The following is an 18263-nucleotide window of genomic DNA, read 5'->3' as shown; positions in this document are numbered from 1 at the left end:
CACCTTCCATGACCGCCTACCTCCTAAAACGCCTCGCCATCGCCATCGCCACGCTGGTGCTGGCTTCCATGGTGGTGTTCGCCGTCCTGGAGATCCTGCCCGGCGATCCGGCGCGGCTAATGCTGGGCATGAATGCCAGCGCCGACCAGGTCGAGTTGCTGCGCAACCAGATGGGCCTCAACGCGCCGCTGGCTTGGCGCTATCTGCACTGGGCGGGCGGCCTGCTCAGCCTCGATTTCGGCCGCTCCTACACCTATTCGGTGCCGGTCATCGGTCTGGTTCGCGAGCGGCTGGCCGTCTCGCTGCCGCTGGCGCTGATTGCGCTTGCGCTCTCCACCCTCATCGCGATTCCCGTCGGCCTGTTTTCCGCCAGCCGGCGTGGACGGGCCGGCGATACGATTTCCATGGGCGCCGCACAGCTTGGCGTCGCCGTGCCCAATTTCTGGTTCGCGCTGATGCTGATCTATGTCTTCGCCGTCTGGCTGCGGCTGGTTCCTGCTGGCGGCTTTCCCGGCTGGAGTGCCGGCGTCTGGCCAGCCTTGAAGTCGCTGCTGCTGCCGGCGGTGGCGCTTGCCTTGCCGCAAGCCGCGATTCTGGCGCGCGTCACCCGCTCGGCGCTGATCGAGGTGCTGAACGAGGACTATATCCGTACCGCCCGCGCCAAGGGTCTGCCCTACCGAGCTGTGCTGTGGCGGCACGCGCTGCGCAACGCCATGATTCCGGTGCTGACCATTCTGGGCCTGCAGTTCGCCTTCCTGCTTGCCGGCACCATCATCATCGAGAATGTTTTCTATCTGCCCGGCCTCGGCCGGCTGGTGTTCCAGGCGATCACCCAGCGCGACCTGATCGTCGTCGAAAGCGTCGTCATGCTGCTGGTCGCCGCCGTCATCGCCGTCAATCTGCTGGTCGACCTTTCCTATGCGGTCGTCGATCCGCGCCTGAGAAGCCGGCAATGACACTGCACATCGACATATCAGAAGAGACGTTCGGCAGCATCCTGGGCAAGGCGTTCGGGAATACCGCCTTTGTTGCCGGTTTCGTCATCACCTTGCTGATCCTGGCAATGGCTGTCGTCTCCTATGCCTGGACGCCCTATGACGTCACGAAACTGGTGATATCGGATAAGACGCAAGCGCCCTCGCTGGCGCACTGGTTCGGCACCGACCATTTCGGCCGCGACATCCTGTCGATGGTCATGGTCGGCGCCCGCAATTCGATTGCGGTGGCCCTGGTCGCGGTCGGCATCGGCATGGGGGTCGGCGTGCCGCTCGGCGCCTTTGCCGCGGCACGCGGCGGCCTCGTCGACGAGGCGCTGATGCGGCTGAACGACCTCGTCTTCGCCTTCCCGGCTTTGCTGTCGGCGATCATGATCACCGCCATCTTCGGGCCGGGCGCCGTCAACGCCATCATCGCCATCGGCATCTTCAACATCCCGGTCTTTGCGCGCGTCGCCCGGGCCGGCGCGCTGGCGATCTGGCCGCGCGAGTTCATTCTCGCCGCACGCGCCGCCGGCAAGAGCAGCACGCAGATCACAATCGAACATGTGCTGCCCAACATCGCCACGCTGCTTCTGGTGCAAGGCACCATCCAGTTCGCGCTGGGCATCCTGGCCGAGGCCGGGCTTTCCTATCTCGGCCTGGGTGCGCAACCGCCAATGCCGAGCTGGGGCCGCATGCTGTTCGACGCGCAGACCCGCATGGTGGTGGCGCCATGGATGGCGATCTTTCCGGGCATGGCGATCGTTGTCGCCGTGCTGGGGCTGAACCTCCTGGGCGACGGCATCGCCGACATCCTCGATCCGAAATCGCGGCGGCAGCGATGAGCCTGCTCGAAATCGAGAACCTGTCGCTGACCATCGGCGACACGCAGATCCTCAAGCGTGTGGAGCTTTCCGTCGCGCCCGGTGAGGTGATGGGGCTGGTCGGCGAATCCGGTTCCGGCAAATCGATGACCGCGCTGACGGTGATGCAGCTTCTGCCCCATGCCGCGCGCGCCAGCGGACGTGTCACATTCGACGGCATCGACATCCTGGCAGCAACCGAGGACCAGATGTGCGCGCTGCGCGGCGACGACATCGGCATGGTGTTCCAGGAGCCGATGACGGCGCTCAATCCGGTCAAGACCATCGGCGAACAGGTTGCCGAAGGCATACGCTGGCACACCAGGGCCAGCCGCGCCGAGGCCGAAGACCGGGCGCGAAAAATGCTCGACCGTGTCGGCTTGCCCGAAGCGAAATTCCCGCTGTCGCGCTATCCGCACGAACTGTCGGGCGGCCAGCGCCAGCGCGTCGTCATCGCCATCGCCTGTGCGCTGAAGCCGAAGCTGCTGATCGCCGACGAACCGACGACGGCGCTCGACGTGGTGCTGCAGGCACAAATCCTTGATCTATTGCGCGACATCGTCGCGGAGAGCCGCATGGGCCTGCTGCTGATCTCGCATGACCTCGCCGTGGTGACCGAGATGGCTGACCGCATCACCATCCTGCGCCGCGGCGAGGTGATGGAAGCCGGCGACACCGCACGCACGCTATCCGAACAGCTCCACCCCTACACGCGCCAGTTGGCGCAGGCCTCGATGCATGTGCCGGCGCGCGCCAGGCCGCATGGCATCGAGACGGGCCGCCCTTTGCTTCAGGTCGAGGGCGTGACCCGCGACTATCCCGGCCGGCGCACTTCGCTGTTTAAGCGCGCGCCTGGTATCCGCGCCGTCGACGACGTCTCGCTGTCGATGGCGCCGAGTCAGTCAGTGGCACTGGTTGGTCGCTCCGGCTGCGGCAAGTCGACGCTCGCCCGCATGATCCTGGCGCTGGATCGGCCGACATCGGGCTCAATCTCGTTCCGCGGCGGGACCATAACCGGCAAGAGCGAAGCCGAGTTAAAGCCGGCGCGACGCGATATGCAGGTCGTTTTTCAAGATCCCTATGGCTCCTTCGACCCGCGCCAGAAGGTGGAAAAGCTGGTTGCCGAACCCCTGCATGTGCTGGAGAAAAAGCCGACGCGCGCCGAGTGCCGCGAGATGGTGGCGCATGCCCTGCACGAAGTCGGCCTCGGCATCAGCGACATGGACAAATACCCCCATGAATTTTCCGGCGGCCAGCGCCAGCGCCTGTCGATCGCCCGCGCCATCATCACCCGCCCCAAGCTGGTCGTTGCCGACGAGCCGGTCTCGGCGCTCGATGTCTCGATCCGCGCCCAGATCCTCGATCTGTTCGCAGAGCTCAACCAGAAGCTCGGCATCGCCTACCTCTTCATCACCCACGACCTGACCGTGGCCCGCGCCATCACGGACGAGGTGCTGGTCATGCATGACGGCAAGATCGTCGAGCGCGGCAAGACGAGCGAAGTGCTCGACCACCCGCAGTCCGAGGCTGCCAAGGCGCTTGTCACCGCCGCCCCTGACTTGCACCGGGCGATCGCGGAGCGGCTGCGGGAGCAAGGCTGATCAGGAGAGAAGGCGGCCCGATCACTCCTGCGTCTTGACCACATCGACCGGGCTGATATCGAGCAGGTCGAGCGTGCGGCGCAGCAGGCGGATCTCGCTCTCGGCCAGTTGCGAATCCGCCTTGGCGATCTCCGCCATATGTTTGGCCAATTGCCGGCGCCGCTCGACGTCGAGATCGCGGAACAGTGCAATCGCCTGCGAGCCATTGGTCTCGTAGCCGAACTCGTTGAGATATTCGATGACGCTGTCGATGCTGCTTTCCTGAATGCCGAAGGCGTCCTTGCAGATGCGCCGGAAGGCAACCATTTCGCTCTCGCTGACCGACCCGTCGGCCAGGATCATGCGAAACAGCATCAGCAGTTCCGCCGATAGGACCGGATCGTCCGCCACCTTGCGCACGCCGGGGTCGCCGTCGAATATCTGACGTATCTGGTCCAGCAATGCGAATGCCATCAGGAGCCCCTCTTTTCCGGGTTAACTACACAAACACAATCCAGGCGCGATGCGCCGGGATAGAGGTAGCGCGGAATCGATCTTGCGCAAACAGGGCGGCCGTGGTCGAACGCCCGATATTTCAGCCGGCCGGACACCCCCATACATCAGATGATCGACCTTAGCATCCAGACCGTCGCCATGCTCGCTTTCGCCGCTTTTGCCGCGGGCTTTGTCGATTCGATCGCCGGCGGCGGCGGGCTGATCACAGTGCCGGCGCTGCTGCTTGCCGGCTTCACGCCGGTCCAGGCGCTCGCCACCAACAAACTGCAAGGCATGTTCGGCTCGGGCTCGGCGACCATCCACTACGCGTCGAAGGGTCATGTCGACCTGCGCCGGCAATTGCCGTCGGCGCTTCTGGCCCTTGTCGGCAGCGCCATCGGCGCCTTGCTGGCGACGATCGTGCCGGGCGACATACTGCGGGCTGCCCTGCCCATCGTGCTGATCGCCATCGCGCTCTACTTCGCGTTCAAGCCCAACATGAACGATGTCGACCGCGCCGAGCGCCTGTCGCCGTTCCTGTTTGGATTGACCTTGGTGCCCGCCATCGGCTTCTACGATGGCCTGTTCGGACCGGGCGCCGGCTCCTTTTACATGCTGGCCTTCGTGGCACTTGCCGGCTACGGCGTGCTCAAGGCGACGGCGCATACCAAATTGCTCAACTTCGCCTCCAACATCGGCGGCTTCATCGTCTTCGCGGCCTTCGGCGTCGTCTACTGGAAGATCGGCCTGATGATGGGCGTCGCCCAGTTCCTCGGCGCTCGCGTCGGCGCCAGCCTGGCCATGCGCATCGGCGCAAGACTGATCAAGCCGCTGCTGGTGATCGTATGCCTGGCGCTTGCTGTGAAGTTGCTGGCTGACCCGGCGAACCCGCTGCGGGCCTTGATTGGTGTGTGATCCCGCGCCCTGATAGGATGCCGCTGTTCGAATCATGTTGGAGAGGCAGACATGAATCTTAGCGCACCTACCCAGATCGTTTTTGTCATCTCCGTTGTTATCGCCATCATCGGCGTTCTCGCCGCGCTTGGCGTTCTCTCATTCGTTCCACTCGCATCGGTGTGGATCGTGCTTATTGCTTTCATCGTGCTTGCCGGCGGCTGCTTGATGCGCGGCGCCTGACCATTTCCCTTGAAGTGGGGACGAGGAGCGCCCGGCCAAAAGCCGGGCGCTTTTGATTCCGGCCCTTGGTCTGTTAGATTTGACTGGCGCGAGGATGGCCGATGCCAGTCAAGATGCAACCCCAGCAAGAGCAGGACCGGTCCGTCGCCGGGCGGTTTGAGATGCGCCGGCGCCTGCCCGATCCTCGACTTCAGGGCATTGTGTCGGACATTTGCGGCTATCGCGAAATGGCGCCCGGCCATATGCGCAACGTCGAATATGCGTCGCTCACCGTACCGCTGGTCATCAGCTTCGCCGAACCCTTCGCCATCGGCCTCGGCAAGGCGCCCGGCGACAATGACCGCTTCGCCAGTTTCGCCGCCGGCCTCTTTGCCGGACCGGTGGTGATCGAATCCTTCGGCGGCGCCTGCTGCGTCCAGGTCAACTTCACGCCGCTTGGCGCACGCCGTTTCTTCCGCCTGCCGATGAGCGAACTGACAGACAGCATGGTCGTCCTCGACGACGTGCTTGGCGCTCAGGGCTTGGCGCTGCGTGAACGGCTGGGCAATGCGCCGGATTGGACGACGCGTTTCGACATGGCCGAAGCCTTCGTCACCGCCCGTCTCGAGAATGCCGCCGAGACGCCACTTGAAATCGCCTGGGCCTATGACCGCATCATCACATCCGGCGGCCGGACCCGCATTGCATCGATCGCCGAAAGGCTGGGCTGGAGCCGCAAACATCTCGCCGGTAGTTTTTCCAACGCCATCGGCATGGGCCCCAAGACACTGTCGCGCATCGTCCGCTTCAACCGCGCGCTCGGCCTGTCGAGGCAGCAGGCCGTCGACTGGGCCGATATCGCAGCCGATTGCGGCTATGCCGACCAGGCGCATCTGGTGCGCGAATTCCGCGACCTCGCCGGCGAGACACCAACCGGAATCTCGGCCAGGTAACATTTCTTCAAGACGCCGGAACGGCCTTTACCCACAGTGGGGCATCGACCAACCCCACTGAAGGAGATCGACATGACCACCACCACCGAAGCGCCCCGCCTCTACCCCGCCTTGCGCTACAGGAACGCGGCAAAGATGATCGACTGGCTGGGCGAAGCCTTCGGCTTCAGCGTCCGGGCCCGCTATGGCGAAGGCGACGTCGTGCACCATGCCGAACTGGTTTTCGGCTCCTCGATGATCATGCTGGGCACCGTGCGCGACGACGACTACGGCAAGATGGTCGGCGAACCCGGCTCAGGCGGCGGCAAGTCGATCTACATCGCCGTCGATGATGCCGATGCCGCCTATGCCAAGGCCAGGAAGGCTGGCGCCACGATCATCCAGGAATTGACCAACCGCGACTATGGCAGCCGCGAGTTCATCTGCCGCGACCCGGAAGGCAACGTCTGGTCCTTCGGCACCTACTGGCCGAAGGCAAGCGAGAAGGGCTGAGCCAACCTGTGCCGCGAATTACCGCGCCAGTGCAAAGATCGCATCGCAGTCGAGATGGGTCTCCAGCTCGGCTGCGACCTCGTCCAGCGCCCGCTCGACCTCGGCTCGGTAGTCGATGCCGCCGCCCTTGATGCCGAGGCTTTCGAGGAATCTTCCGCGAAAGCCGTCGGCGCCAAACAGACCGTGCATATAGGTGCCGATCACCTTGCCATCGGCCGACACTGCCCCGTCATCGATGCCATTGATGACTGCAGACGGCCTCAGCGTATCCGGCCCGGTGGTGCGGCCGAGATGGATTTCATAGCCTTCGAGCGGCAGGTCGAACGGCACCGAACGGGCCCTGACGTTGCGCACCGTCTTTTCCGGCTCCATCACAGTTTCGATGTCGAGCAGGCCGAGCCCTTCGGCTTCGGTGACGCTGCCTTCGATGCCGTCGGGATCGCGCACCATGCGGCCGAGCATCTGGAAGCCGCCGCAAATGCCCACGACATGGCCGCCGCGCTTGCGATGCGCAAGAAGGTCGCGATCCCAACCGTTCTCGCGGAATTTCAAGAGATCGCCGATTGTCGACTTCGAGCCTGGAATGACCACCAGCCCGGCATCGGCGGGCAGCGGCTTTCCCGGCGGCACGAACACCACCTCGACCTGCGGCTCAGCCTTGAGCGGGTCGAGATCGTCGAAATTGGCGATGCGGCCAAGCATCGGCACCGCCACCTTCAGCGCGCGCGCTTCGCCGGACGCCAGCCGCTCCAGCACCACCGAATCTTCCGAAGGCAAGCGTGCCGCCGCTTTCAGCCACGGAACGACACCGAAACAGCGCCAGCCCGTGAATGTCTCGATCGACTTCAGGCCGTCGTCAAACAGCGAAACGTCGCCGCGGAACTTATTGATGAGGTAGCCGGCGATCATGCGCCGGTCCTCTTCCGGCAGGATCAGATGCGTGCCGGCCACCGAAGCGATGACGCCGCCGCGATCGATGTCGCCGACCAACACCACGGGCACATCGGCGCGCGTGGCAAAGCCCATATTGGCGATGTCGCGGCTGCGCAGGTTGATCTCGGCCGGCGAGCCGGCGCCCTCGACGATGACCAGATCGGCGCCCTCGCCGACCTTGCCCCAGGACTCCAGCACGGCGTCCATCAGCCGGCCCTTCATCGCCTGGTAGTCGCGCGCCCGCGCTTCCCCGAACATTTTGCCCTGCACGATGACCTGCGCGCCGACATCGGTCTGCGGCTTCAGCAGCACCGGGTTCATGTGGACCGATGGTGCGACACCGCAAGCGATCGCCTGGAGCCATTGCGCGCGGCCGATCTCGCCGCCGCCGGCTTTATCCCCGGGGATATCGGCGACGGCGGCATTGTTCGACATGTTCTGCGGCTTGAACGGCCGCACCTTCAACCCACGCTTTTTTGCCGCGCGGCAGAGGCCGGCGACCAGCACGGTCTTGCCGACGTCGGAACCCGTGCCTTGCAGCATGATCGCTTTGGCCATCAGTCCCTGCCCTGCGCCACGGTCCCGGTGATGTTCGATTTTGCCGCCAGCGGCCCGCCGCGCCAGATGTAGAGTGCCAGCAAGGGGTCTTTGCCGGTGCGCATGGCGTGATTGACGTTGGACGCGTGATGGACGACCTCGCCGGCCGTACGCATGCAAAAGCCGCTCTCGCCCATGCGCCATTCGGTGCCGCCGGTCAGCGGAATGTAGATTTCCTCGGCGACGTGATGGTGGTCGGGATAGACGATATCTGGTCCAAGAATCAGCAGGCCGGCGGCGGCCTCGTCATTGGCAAAGTGGCCACGTGTGCCGAACACTTCCAGCCAGCCGTAATTGTCGATGAACTCTTTCCCGAAGTCCGCCTCGCCATAAGTCTGCCCCCAGCGGAAATCATTCCGACGTTCGGCAAGCAGTTGCACGAGCGGCTTGGCATCCGGAGGCGCCAGTTCGGCGGCGCGATCGAGATGGCGCAGGCAGGCAAGCGGACGCGGCTCCAGCGTGCGAGCCGGCATGTCCCAGCCGATCCGGGCCACGGCATCGCGCATCAGGACGTGATCCACGGTCGCAAGGTATGCGTGGAACCGGCCCAGCAGTTCATCGAATTTTGTCGTCACATCTTGCTCCGGACATGCGTTGATGCACAGCCGCTCCGCAGGGGATCGGGTTGCGCGGCGGCATCATTGGTCTAGATTGGTGCGCGCGCAAAGCCAAAAACAACAGGCCAGCGAGCTAGCTGGCCAGCACACAGGGAGCACGCCATGGACGCCGCGGTCGATGCGAGCACCAGCCAATTCGAACTCAACGAGGAGCAGCGCGCCATCCAGGAGATGGCGCAGGCCTTCGCCGCCGACCGTGTCGCACCGAATGCGCTCGATTGGGACCGCAACAAGCATTTCCCGGCCGACGTGATCCGCGAGACCGGCCCGCTCGGGCTCGGCGGCATCTATATCAGGGACGATGTCGGTGGCTCGGCACTTGGCCGGCTCGACGCCGTGCTGATCTTTGAGGCGCTGTCGCACGCCGATCCGGCCTTTTCGTCCTTCATCTCGATCCACAACATGGTGGCCTCGATGATCGACCGTTTCGGCAATGACGAACAGCGCCAGCGCTTCCTGCCGAAGCTCACTTCGATGGAATGGCTGGCCAGCTACTGCCTGACCGAGCCAGGCTCCGGCTCCGATGCCGCGGCGCTCAAGACCCGTGCGGTGAAAAGCGGCGGCGACTATGTGCTCAACGGCACCAAACAGTTCATCTCCGGCGCCGGCGACAGCGATGTCTATGCCGTCATGGTGCGCACCGGCGCGGACGGGCCGAAAGGCATTTCCACCATCGTCGTACCCAGAGATGCGCCGGGCCTCTCCTTTGGGGCAAACGAGCACAAGATGGGCTGGCACATGCAGTCGACCCGCCAGGTCATCTTCGAGGATTGCAAGGTGCCGGCGGAGAACCTTCTGTCCGACGAAGGCGCTGGCTTCGGCATCGCCATGGCCGGGCTCGACGGCGGCCGGCTGAACATCGCCGCCTGTTCGCTGGGCGGCGCGCAGTCGGCGCTCGACAAGGCGCTGTCCCACACCGCCGAGCGCAAGGCTTTCGGCTCGAAGATCAATCAATTCCAGGCGCTGCAATTCAGGCTGGCCGACATGGAGACCGAGCTGCAGGCGGCGCGTATCTTCCTTTATGCCGCCGCCTCGAAGCTCGACCGCAAGGCGCCGGATGCCGGCAAATGGTCGGCGATGGCCAAGCGCTTCGTCACCGACACCGGCTTCAATGTCGCCAATGACGCACTGCAGCTGCTCGGCGGCTACGGCTACCTGCACGACTACGGCATCGAGAAACTGGTGCGGGACCTGCGCGTGCACCAGATCCTCGAAGGCACCAACGAGATCATGCGCGTCATCATCGCTCGCGCGCTGATTGGCCGTTGAAGCCAGCAACTCTGGGAGACAGACAATGACGACGATCGCCTTCATCGGCCTCGGCAATATGGGCAATCCAATGGCCGCCAATCTGGTCAAGGCCGGGCATGCGGTGAACGGTTTCGACCTCGTTCCGGAAAACCTCACCGTCGCCAAGGAACATGGCGTGACGATTATGGCGAATGCCTTGGCCGCGGTGAAGGATGCCGACGTGGTGATCACCATGCTGCCTGCAGGCAAGCATGTCCTCTCCGTCTACGAAGACATCGCGCCCAAGGCCAGGCAAGGCGCACTCTTTATCGATTCCTCGACCATCGACGTCGAGTCAGCCCGCAAAGCCCATGCCGTCGCCAGGAAGCACGGGCTGTCGTCGATCGATGCACCGGTCTCGGGCGGCACCGGGGGTGCCGCAGCCGGCACGCTGACCTTCATGGCGGGAGGCTCCGATGATGCCTTCGCTGCCGCCGAGCCGATCCTGAAGCCGATGGCCGGCCGCATCGTCCATTGCGGCGGCGACGGCGCCGGCCAGGCAGCAAAGATCTGCAACAACATGATCCTCGGCATTTCGATGATCGGTGTCGCCGAAGCCTTCGTTCTGGCCGAAAAACTCGGCCTGTCGCATCAGGCGCTGTTCGACGTCGCCTCGACCTCCTCCGGCCAGTGCTGGTCCTTGACCACCTACTGCCCGGTGCCCGGCCCGGTGCCGACTTCGCCCGCAAACAAGGACTACAACCCAGGATTTGCAGCCGCCTTGATGCTGAAAGACCTGAAATTGTCCCAGGAAGCCGCGCAAGGTGCGGGTGCTGTAACGCCGCTTGGTGCCGAAGCGGCTCAGCTTTATGCCTTGTTCAACGCCCAGGGACATGGCGGCGTCGATTTCTCCGGCATAATTAATTTTCTCAGGGGTAACCCGGCGTAACCCACGGATTTGGCGGATTTTTCCGATTTCCTTCGGTGGAAAAAATGAAAATTTAGATTTGCTTAAGCTCTCGATAACTCCGCGGTAACGATGTCCCTATAAAACGGACTGTGAGGCGGACATCTCATCCGTCCGGCGCTCCGGATCAGGTCTCGCGTACCGGAGCCCGTAAGTTTCGACAAGTGCCATAAGTTTCGCAAAGTGTTTGCGTAGCGAAGCGCCATGCGTATCTGGCAAAACCGCGTTCCCGATGGAGCGCGGTTTTTGCGTTTTACCCAGCAGCACGGTTGAGACATCGATGAACCGGAAACTGTACTCCGGGATACCTCACATGCGCCCGCGGGCGCCTTCCGGATCATAGGGCGAGTCGGCGATCACCTTTGCCGCGCGGCGCTCGCCGAGGATCGAAACCTCGAGCTCGGTACCGGGCGACACAAGTTCCAGGGGCAGCAGCGCAAGTGCGATGTCGTGACCAAAAGTGTAGGAGTAGCCCGCCGAGGTGATGTGGCCGACGAGCTCGCCTTCGCGGTAAACGCCCTCGAAGGCGAATGCGCTCGCACCGTCCGTGTCGATCGACAGTGTGGCGATCCGGCGTGTAACCTGCTGCTGTTTCGCGACCAGTGCCGCCCGGCCGATGAAGTCCCTGTTGTCGAGGCTGATGAAGCGCTCGAGGCCGCTTTCCCAGGCGGACAATTCGGGGTTCATATCGCGGTACATGGCCCGGTAGGATTTATCGAGACGAAGCGATTCCAGCGCTTGAAGTCCGACCAGCCTCAGCCCGTGTGCCTCTCCCGATGCCAGAAGCGCATCCAGCAAATGCCGCTGGTAGCAGAGTGGATGATAGAGTTCCCATCCCAGCTCACCCGAATAGTTGACACGCAGCAGCCGTACGTCGCTGGCCATGCCGACGGTGCCGGACTGTACGCTGAACCATGGGAAGGCCTCGTTGGAGAGGTCGATCTCCGTCAGCGGCTGCAGTATGTCGCGCGCCTTCGGCCCAACCACCGTGAAGCTGCCGCGATCCTCCGTGACGTTGCGCAGATGCACGCTGCCGTCCTTTCGGCAACAGCCGGCCGAGATCGTCAAGGTTCCAGCGTTCGGCGCGCGGCGTCGATATGAGATAGAACAGGTCGCTCTGCAGCCGCGCCACCACATACTCGGCCTGCACGCCGCCGGTCGGCGTCAGGTGATGGGCAAGAGCGACACGACCGGGACGCGGCAGTCTGTTGGCCAGGATTCCGTCGAGCCAGCCCTCGGCGCCCGGCCCGCCGACCTCGAACTTGGTCATTGGTGTCATCTCGACCAGACCGGCGGCCTGGCGGACAGCCTGGACCTCTGCGGCGACGTGGTTCCCCTTGGGGGTCCAGCGCCAGCTGTAGACATTGCGCGCCTCGACACCCGCGGGCGCAAACCAGCTCGGCATCTCCCAGCCGTTCAACACCTCCCATACCGCGCCAAGCTGACTTAGGCGGTCATAGGACGGGGCCGTTTTCTGCGGTCGCGCCGCCGGCATGTCCTGGCCCGGATAGTGCTGTACGGCGTGGGTGCCCCAGGCTTCCCGGACCTTGGCCCGGGTCCAGTTCTTGTTGGCGTATCGGCCGAACCTGCGGGGATCCAGCTCCGCCGTGTCGATGCTGTTGCCACCCTCCACGATCCGTTCGGAGAGGTAATAGCCAATCGCACCGCCCCAAAGGATGCCCCCCGGCACCCCTTCGGCGAGCCAGACATTCTCCAGGCCCCACGCCTGCCCCATCAGCGGCAGCTCATCGGCCGTCATCTGGAAAGGTCCTCGCACATTGCGCTTGATGCCGGCGCGCCCGAGCGCGGGAACCAGTTCGGTGGCGCGCTCCCAGTTCCAGGAAACGGCATCGAAATCTTCATCGAGCAGATCGGCGCCGAACCATTCCGGGACGCCGTTTTCGGCGAACAGCTTGAGCTGCTCGGTGCGCTCATAGGGACCGAACATCAGCCCGTCTCCCTCTTCGCGCAGATAGCCCTCGTAACCCTCGTCCCTGAGGATCGGCATCTCCGGAAGACCAAGCCGTTTGCGTTCCACGATTTCGGGAACCGCCTCGGTGATCCAATACTGGTGCAGGATCGGAATCGCGGGAATGTCCAGGCCCAGCATGGCGCCTGTCTGGCGTGCGTAATTGCCTGTTGCAAGGATGACATGTTCACAGACGATCTCGCCGCGTGAGGTTTTGACCCTCCACTCGCCGCTCGGCATCCGCTCGAAACCCACCACCTCGGTATCAAGATGGATCTTCGCGCCGAGGTCGCGTGCACCCTTGGCCATGGCCTGGGTGACATCGGCGGGTGCAACGTGGCCGTCATCGGGATGGTAGAGGGCACCCAGCATGGTGTTGTTGTCGAGCAGCGGCCAGATCTCTCGCGCCTCCGCGGGCGATACGATCCGGGCCCGCACTCCCTGGACCTCGGCAACGTCCATGTAGCTTCTGTACTCGTCCAGCCTGTCGCGCGTGTTGGCAATGCGCAGTTGCCCGCATTTGTGCCAGCCGACGTTCTGGCCCGTCTCCGCCTCCAGGCCTTCATAGATCGCGATCGATCTGGCGATCATGCGGCCGACATTGCGGCTGCGCGCGTAAGAGGGGATGAGCCCCGCGGCATGCCATGTCGAGCCGGCCGTAAGCTGTGTTCGCTCCAGCAATGCCACATCGGTCCAGCCGCGCTTTGCCAGGCCGTAGAGAATGCCGGCGCCCACACAGCCGCCACCGACCACGACCGCACGGAAGGAGCTCACCATATGTGCATGCCCTTGTCTGAAATTGCCACCGGTCCACATGAACGCATGCGCATACTGTCAGACAGCATCCGGCTTTTCAGCATATTTCCTTGTCTGGAACGCTGCAGTGGTCACCCGACTGTTGGGCCACGAAGCCGGCCGAACTGTCAGCTGTCGCGCCCGCGTTCAGGCCGCTTTTTTGCGTTTTGCCCAGCTATATTCCGATTGCAGCATTCGGGATCGGGACATGATCTTCGTTGATCAGCACGATCGGCGCATCGGCTCCCTCGACCCTGACGACCAGCAGGCGCAGGCTCCACGTGCCGGCTGTCCGGACAGCCGTCGAATAGGCCGTGCCCTTGCCCCTGGCGCCGTGGACCGGAATGCCGAACTGGGCCTCACCAGCCCCATTCGCATTGACGTTGAGATGGCCGCCGACCCAGAAACTGTCGGTTTGCAGCCCCGGTCAGGTCTTGTTGGACAGCCGGCGAAAATTCGCTTTCACGGCACGGCTTGCCGGCTTCAGCGCGGCGCTGATCGAGCGCTCCGCCGCAACCCCGTTGAACAGCGATGGCGTGCGGCCGGAAAAAACTTCCGGCCAGAACCGCGATGCCGATTGCAGGAAAGACATTTGCGCCGCAAACGCGCCTTCGGCCATAGCGGCGGTCTTCTCGTTGACCGCACGTGCGGTCTCCGTGCTCCATGGCTGGCGGCTCCCGCCATCCATGGCCATCAACGGTAGCCGCATCATCGCCACCAGCGGCGCCAGCATCAGGTCGCCGCTGATGCTGGCCGCTTCTCGCGCCCGTCGGCTCTTGCCGGTCTTTCTCATGGAAACAAACCCCTTGTGGCGGCCGAATCAGCCGCTGCCCCACACACTACGCGCTTGTGATGGAATTCGTTCCCTCCCCGCTTCGGCATGGTCTCAAGGCTGGGCGCTTCCGCCGAGGAGCGCCCAGCCGAGGGGTCGAGTTCTACCGCTTGCGAAGATCGGTTTGCGCCAGATCCAGCGCCTTCGAGATGCGGTCGCAGGCCATGTCGATCGTATCGCGGGTCCAGATCAGCGGCGGCGACAGGATCATCGTGTCGCCGGTGGCGCGCAGCATCATGCCATTCGTGATGGCGTGATCCCGCACGGTTACCGCCGCACTTCCAGCCGGCAGGAACCGCTCCTTGGTCGCCTTGTCCTTGACGATCTCGATCGCGCCCATCAGTCCGATTGAACGGACCTCGCCGACCAGATCATGTCCGGCAATGCGCTCCTGCAACGCCTTGGCGAAGTAAGGGCCGGTGTCGTTCCGGACGCGGTCGACCAGCCCTTCGCGCTCGATGATCTCGAGGTTCTTCAGCGCCACGGCGCAGGCCACCGGGTGCCCGGAATAGGTGTAGCCATGGTTGAACTCGCCGCCCTTCTCGACCAGCGTCGAGGCGATGCGGTCGCCAACCAGCAATGCCGACAGCGGCTGATAGCCCGAGGTCAGCGCCTTGGCCGTGGTGATCGTGTCTGGCTCGATGCCGAGTGTCTGTGCGGCAAACCATTCGCCGGTGCGTCCATAACCGGTGATGACTTCGTCCAGCATCAGCAGGACATCGTATTTACGGCAGATGCGCTGCACTTCCGGCCAATAGCTCGCCGGCGGTATCTTCACGCCGCCGGCTCCCATGATCGGCTCGCCGATAAACGCGGCAACCTTGTCGGCGCCGGCTTCGAGGATCGCCTCCTCGACAGCCCCGGCCGCGCGCAGACCGAAATCATGATCGCTCTCGCCAGGCAGCGCCAGCTCATAGGCATAGGGCATCATCACATGGACGATGTTGGGCACCGCACCGTTGAGCTGCTTGTGCATACCATCCATGCCGCCGAGCGAGGTGCCGGCAACGGTCGAGCCGTGATAGGCCATCTTGCGCGAGATGATGCGGTTCTTCTCCGGCTTGCCCTCCAGCACCCAATAGTGGCGCACGAGGCGCAGCGCGGTGTCGTTGGCTTCCGACCCGGAAGAGCCGTAGAATACCTGGTTGACGTGCTTCGGCGCGATCTCCGCCAGCTTCTTGGACAGCAGCACTGGCGTCGGCGTCGAGCATTTGAAGAAGGAGTTGTAGTAAGGCAGTTCCTTCATCTGGGCATAGGCGGCCTCGGCCAGCTCGTCACGGCCATAGCCGATGTTGACGCACCACAGCCCGGCCATGCCGTCGAGGATTTCAGCCCCCTCGGAATCGTAGATGAAAGGGCCGTTGGCATGGGTGATGATGCGCGACCCGGCCCCGCGCATTTCCTTGTGGTCGGTGAACGGATGCAGATGATGCGCGGCGTCGATCTGCTGAAGCTGCTTCAGCGAATAATTCTGATAGGTCATGTCTGATCTTCCCTCTGGATTCTATCCGGCCAAGCCGGGGCGAATGCTTCAGAGGCAGAGAGGTGGCGAATAGCCGATGCGGGCGCACAGCCGCAAAAGCTCGGCGCGCAGCGTGCGCGGTGACGGCGTCACCGCGACCCGCAATGCGCGAGCCTCGAATGCGTCAATCAACATCCTGACGAGAGCCATGGAAGCCACCTTAGAGCAAAGGCTGCTCGAGGAGAACCACCCTTTGCTTGGCCCATAACGGAATGACTCTAGGCCTTGGCTGTCAGCGCCCTCTGCAAGAAGACATATTTCATCGCCGTCTGCGCCGCCTGCGGCCGGCGGTCGCCACGCCCGCCATGGCCGCCCTCGGTCTCCTCGAAGAACAGCGTCCTGGCATGGCCGGCTTCCTGCAGGCGGGCGGCCATCTTGCGCGCGTGGCCGGGATGGACCCGATCGTCAGCGGTCGATGTGGTCAGCAGCACAGGCGGATAGGCGGCAGCGGCGTCGACATGCTGGTAGGGCGAGTAGGCTGAAAGCCACTTCGCGTCTTCGGGTTTCGACGGATCGCCATATTCGGCCATCCACGAGGCGCCAGGCGGCAATTCGGCGTAACGCAGCATGTCGAGCAGCGGCACCTCGATGATGACGGCGCCGAAAAGCTCGGGATGCTGCGTCAAGGAAACGCCGGTCAGCAAGCCGCCATTCGAACCACCCTGGATGCCGAGCGAGCTTGCTGTCGCGATGCCGCGCTTGACGACGTCCTGCGCGACCGCTGCGAAATCGTCGAATCCGTTTTGGCGATTGCCCTTGAGCGCCGCCTGATGCCAGGCCGGGCCGAACTCGCCGCCGCCGCGGATGCATGCCTGCACATAGGCATTGCCTTTCTCCAGCCACAGCTTACCACGCACGCCGGCATAGCCGGGCAGCAGCGGCACTTCGAAGCCGCCATAGCCGTAAAGCAGCGTCGGCACCGGACCTTTCTGGTCGCGCCGCCTGACGACGAAATAGGGGATCATCGTGCCGTCCTTGGAGCGCGCCTCGAACTGTTCCGAGATGAGCGGCGAGGCATCGAAACGCGCCGGCTGCGACTTCACGGTGGCGAGCGTCTCGCCATTGTCGTCGGACCAGATGATCGAACTCGGGGTCAGGAAATCGGTGAAGGAGAAGGACACGCTCGAGCCGAACTGCTCGGCATGACTGATGCCGACATTGCCATTTTCGGGCAGCGCCACCGGTTTCAGCGACCAGTTGCCATCCATGCGCTCGCAGACGACGACTTTGCCGCGCACATTGTCCATCAGGCTGACGAACAACCGGTCCCGCGTGCGGGCAATGCCGGCTATGGAAACGCGATATGCCGGCTCGAACAAGGTTTCGACAGGCCCGATCGCGCCGGTTGCGACCCAATGTGCAATATCGACCGAATAAAGACCGTCGGGCTTGCAAACCGTGTCGTCGGGCGCCGTCCATGCACTGCGCACGCCGAACACGAGCTGATCCCTGAATATTGCCGTATCGGTCATGTCGTCCGGTAGCGGCAGCTGTTTGTTTTCGCCGGAAGGCAGCCGAAGGAAGATGTGCGAAGCGAAGAAATTCAGCGTTCGAGCCAGGACCAGATAGCGTCTGTCACCGTCGTACTCGACAGCGGCACCAACGGCGAGATCCTCTTTCTGCGCCTCGAAGATCGGCGTCGCGTCTTCCAGCTTGGTATCGCGCTTCCACAGCTTTATGACTCGCGGATAGCCGGACTCGGTCTTGTCGGCCTCGTCGAAAGCGGCCGAAACAATCACGGTGTCCTTATCCAGCCAGCTGAAACCCGACTTGGAAGCGGGTGCACGAAACCCACCCTCGACAAACGACTTGGTCGCGATGTCGAATTCGCGCATCTCGCTGGCGTCGCCGCCATCCGGCGACATACTCACCAGGCAACGGTTGAAGTCCGGATAGAGTCGGCTTGCGCCGCCAAAAACCCATTTTATCCCCTCCTTCGCCGCAAGCTGGTCGAAGTCGATGATCGTTTCCCAGTCGGGCTTCTCGGTCTTGTAGGAAGCGACGGTCGTGCGGCGCCAGAGGCCGAGCACATTGGTCTTGTCCTGCCAGAAATTGTAGACATGGCCGGCTTTTGCCGCGCCGACCGCGATGTTGTCCTCGGCCGTCATCAGGTCGAGCGCGGTCTGGAACGACGCCTGATAGGACGGATCGCCCTGCAATTCGCCAACCGTGATCTCGTTCTGGCGATGTACCCAGTCCAATGACTGCTTGGCCGTCCTGTCCTCCAGCCAGAGAAAGGGATCGTCGGTCGTGGGGGCGGAATTCGGCGTCTGGGTAGCAGGCTTGGTCATGAGGTCTCCGATAAACGCGTTGCTTTGAAAAAGC

The 18263-nt window shown here is 63.5% G+C and carries 18 protein-coding genes and 1 pseudogene; 9 read left to right on the top strand and 10 right to left on the bottom strand.

Annotation, left to right across the window (positions count from 1 at the left end):
• Positions 1-8 precede the first annotated feature (8 nt).
• From P3C39_RS05505 to P3C39_RS05495, 3 genes are read left to right on the top strand one after another with little or no spacing between them, the layout of a single operon-like run.
• Positions 9-956, top strand: coding sequence for an ABC transporter permease (locus tag P3C39_RS05505; RefSeq protein ID WP_027160478.1), 948 nt, complete (start codon positions 9-11; stop codon positions 954-956).
• Positions 953-1822, top strand: coding sequence for an ABC transporter permease (locus P3C39_RS05500; protein ID WP_064993700.1), 870 nt, complete (start codon positions 953-955; stop codon positions 1820-1822). The genes P3C39_RS05505 and P3C39_RS05500 overlap by 4 nt, the downstream gene beginning before the upstream one ends.
• A complete protein-coding gene (locus P3C39_RS05495) occupies positions 1819-3441 on the top strand; it encodes a dipeptide ABC transporter ATP-binding protein (RefSeq protein ID WP_275952834.1) in 1623 nt (540 codons plus the stop codon). Before P3C39_RS05500 ends, P3C39_RS05495 begins: the two co-directional genes overlap by 4 nt.
• Positions 3442-3462: 21 nt before the next feature.
• On the opposite strand, the gene P3C39_RS05490 is transcribed toward P3C39_RS05495, so the two are convergent.
• A complete protein-coding gene (locus P3C39_RS05490) occupies positions 3463-3894 on the bottom strand; it encodes a TerB family tellurite resistance protein (protein WP_063168183.1) in 432 nt (143 codons plus the stop codon).
• Positions 3895-4044: 150 nt separating this feature from the next.
• Here P3C39_RS05490 and P3C39_RS05485 point away from each other — a divergent pair, with 150 nt between their 5' ends.
• The 4 genes from P3C39_RS05485 to P3C39_RS05470 all read left to right on the top strand — a co-directional run bounded on the left by P3C39_RS05485 (position 4045) and on the right by P3C39_RS05470 (position 6476).
• Positions 4045-4830: a TSUP family transporter gene (locus P3C39_RS05485; RefSeq protein ID WP_013531213.1), complete on the top strand. Its 786-nt coding sequence runs from the start codon at positions 4045-4047 to the stop codon at positions 4828-4830.
• Between the two features lie 51 nt (positions 4831-4881).
• Complete coding sequence (locus tag P3C39_RS05480; protein WP_275952833.1) at positions 4882-5052, top strand: hypothetical protein; 171 nt, start codon at positions 4882-4884, stop codon at positions 5050-5052.
• A gap of 101 nt (positions 5053-5153) precedes the next feature.
• Positions 5154-5984: an AraC family transcriptional regulator gene (locus P3C39_RS05475; RefSeq protein WP_027160481.1), complete on the top strand. Its 831-nt coding sequence runs from the start codon at positions 5154-5156 to the stop codon at positions 5982-5984.
• 72 nt (positions 5985-6056) lie between these two features.
• A complete protein-coding gene (locus tag P3C39_RS05470; RefSeq protein WP_127367347.1) occupies positions 6057-6476 on the top strand; it encodes a VOC family protein in 420 nt (139 codons plus the stop codon).
• Positions 6477-6494: 18 nt separating this feature from the next.
• Here the strand turns inward: P3C39_RS05470 and P3C39_RS05465 are convergent, their stop codons facing one another.
• Positions 6495-7967 (bottom strand): cobyric acid synthase, encoded by a 1473-nt coding sequence (locus P3C39_RS05465; protein ID WP_224621707.1) that lies wholly within the window; start codon positions 7965-7967, stop codon positions 6495-6497.
• Positions 7967-8581 (bottom strand): dimethylsulfonioproprionate lyase family protein, encoded by a 615-nt coding sequence (locus P3C39_RS05460; protein ID WP_275952832.1) that lies wholly within the window; start codon positions 8579-8581, stop codon positions 7967-7969. Before P3C39_RS05460 ends, P3C39_RS05465 begins: the two co-directional genes overlap by 1 nt.
• 144 nt (positions 8582-8725) lie before the next feature.
• Here P3C39_RS05460 and P3C39_RS05455 point away from each other — a divergent pair, with 144 nt between their 5' ends.
• Both P3C39_RS05455 and mmsB read left to right on the top strand, forming a co-directional pair.
• On the top strand, positions 8726-9892 hold the full coding sequence (locus P3C39_RS05455) for an isobutyryl-CoA dehydrogenase (RefSeq protein ID WP_275952831.1): 1167 nt from the start codon (positions 8726-8728) through the stop codon (positions 9890-9892).
• Positions 9893-9917: 25 nt separating this feature from the next.
• Positions 9918-10802, top strand: a complete 885-nt coding sequence (mmsB, locus tag P3C39_RS05450) for a 3-hydroxyisobutyrate dehydrogenase (RefSeq protein ID WP_127365794.1) — start codon at positions 9918-9920, stop codon at positions 10800-10802.
• Between the two features lie 327 nt (positions 10803-11129).
• Here the strand turns inward: mmsB and P3C39_RS05445 are convergent, their stop codons facing one another.
• From P3C39_RS05445 to P3C39_RS05415, 7 genes and pseudogenes are all read right to left on the bottom strand, one after another.
• Positions 11130-11957: an aminomethyltransferase family protein gene (locus tag P3C39_RS05445; RefSeq protein ID WP_275952830.1), complete on the bottom strand. Its 828-nt coding sequence runs from the start codon at positions 11955-11957 to the stop codon at positions 11130-11132.
• Positions 11923-13566: pseudogene (locus P3C39_RS05440) on the bottom strand (FAD-dependent oxidoreductase); the annotation flags it as partial. The gene P3C39_RS05445 and the pseudogene P3C39_RS05440, both read right to left, overlap by 35 nt.
• 193 nt (positions 13567-13759) lie before the next feature.
• On the bottom strand, positions 13760-14005 hold the full coding sequence (locus tag P3C39_RS05435) for a cytochrome c oxidase assembly factor Coa1 family protein (protein WP_275953161.1): 246 nt from the start codon (positions 14003-14005) through the stop codon (positions 13760-13762).
• A 6-nt stretch (positions 14006-14011) separates the two neighbouring features.
• On the bottom strand, positions 14012-14377 hold the full coding sequence (locus tag P3C39_RS05430; protein ID WP_275952829.1) for a hypothetical protein: 366 nt from the start codon (positions 14375-14377) through the stop codon (positions 14012-14014).
• Positions 14378-14519: 142 nt separating this feature from the next.
• The gene (locus P3C39_RS05425) at positions 14520-15899 is read right to left on the bottom strand and encodes an aspartate aminotransferase family protein (RefSeq protein ID WP_275952828.1); all 1380 of its coding nucleotides are present in this window, start codon (positions 15897-15899) and stop codon (positions 14520-14522) included.
• Positions 15900-15947: 48 nt separating this feature from the next.
• Positions 15948-16088, bottom strand: coding sequence for a capsid protein (locus P3C39_RS05420; RefSeq protein ID WP_081734892.1), 141 nt, complete (start codon positions 16086-16088; stop codon positions 15948-15950).
• 68 nt (positions 16089-16156) lie between these two features.
• Positions 16157-18229, bottom strand: coding sequence for a prolyl oligopeptidase family protein (locus tag P3C39_RS05415; protein ID WP_275952827.1), 2073 nt, complete (start codon positions 18227-18229; stop codon positions 16157-16159).
• Positions 18230-18263 lie beyond the last annotated feature (34 nt).

The sequence above is a fragment of the Mesorhizobium sp. XAP4 genome (genome assembly GCF_029269325.1).
Taxonomy (GTDB): domain Bacteria; phylum Pseudomonadota; class Alphaproteobacteria; order Rhizobiales; family Rhizobiaceae; genus Mesorhizobium; species Mesorhizobium ciceri.
This window is presented reverse-complemented; position numbering and strand designations above follow the sequence as displayed.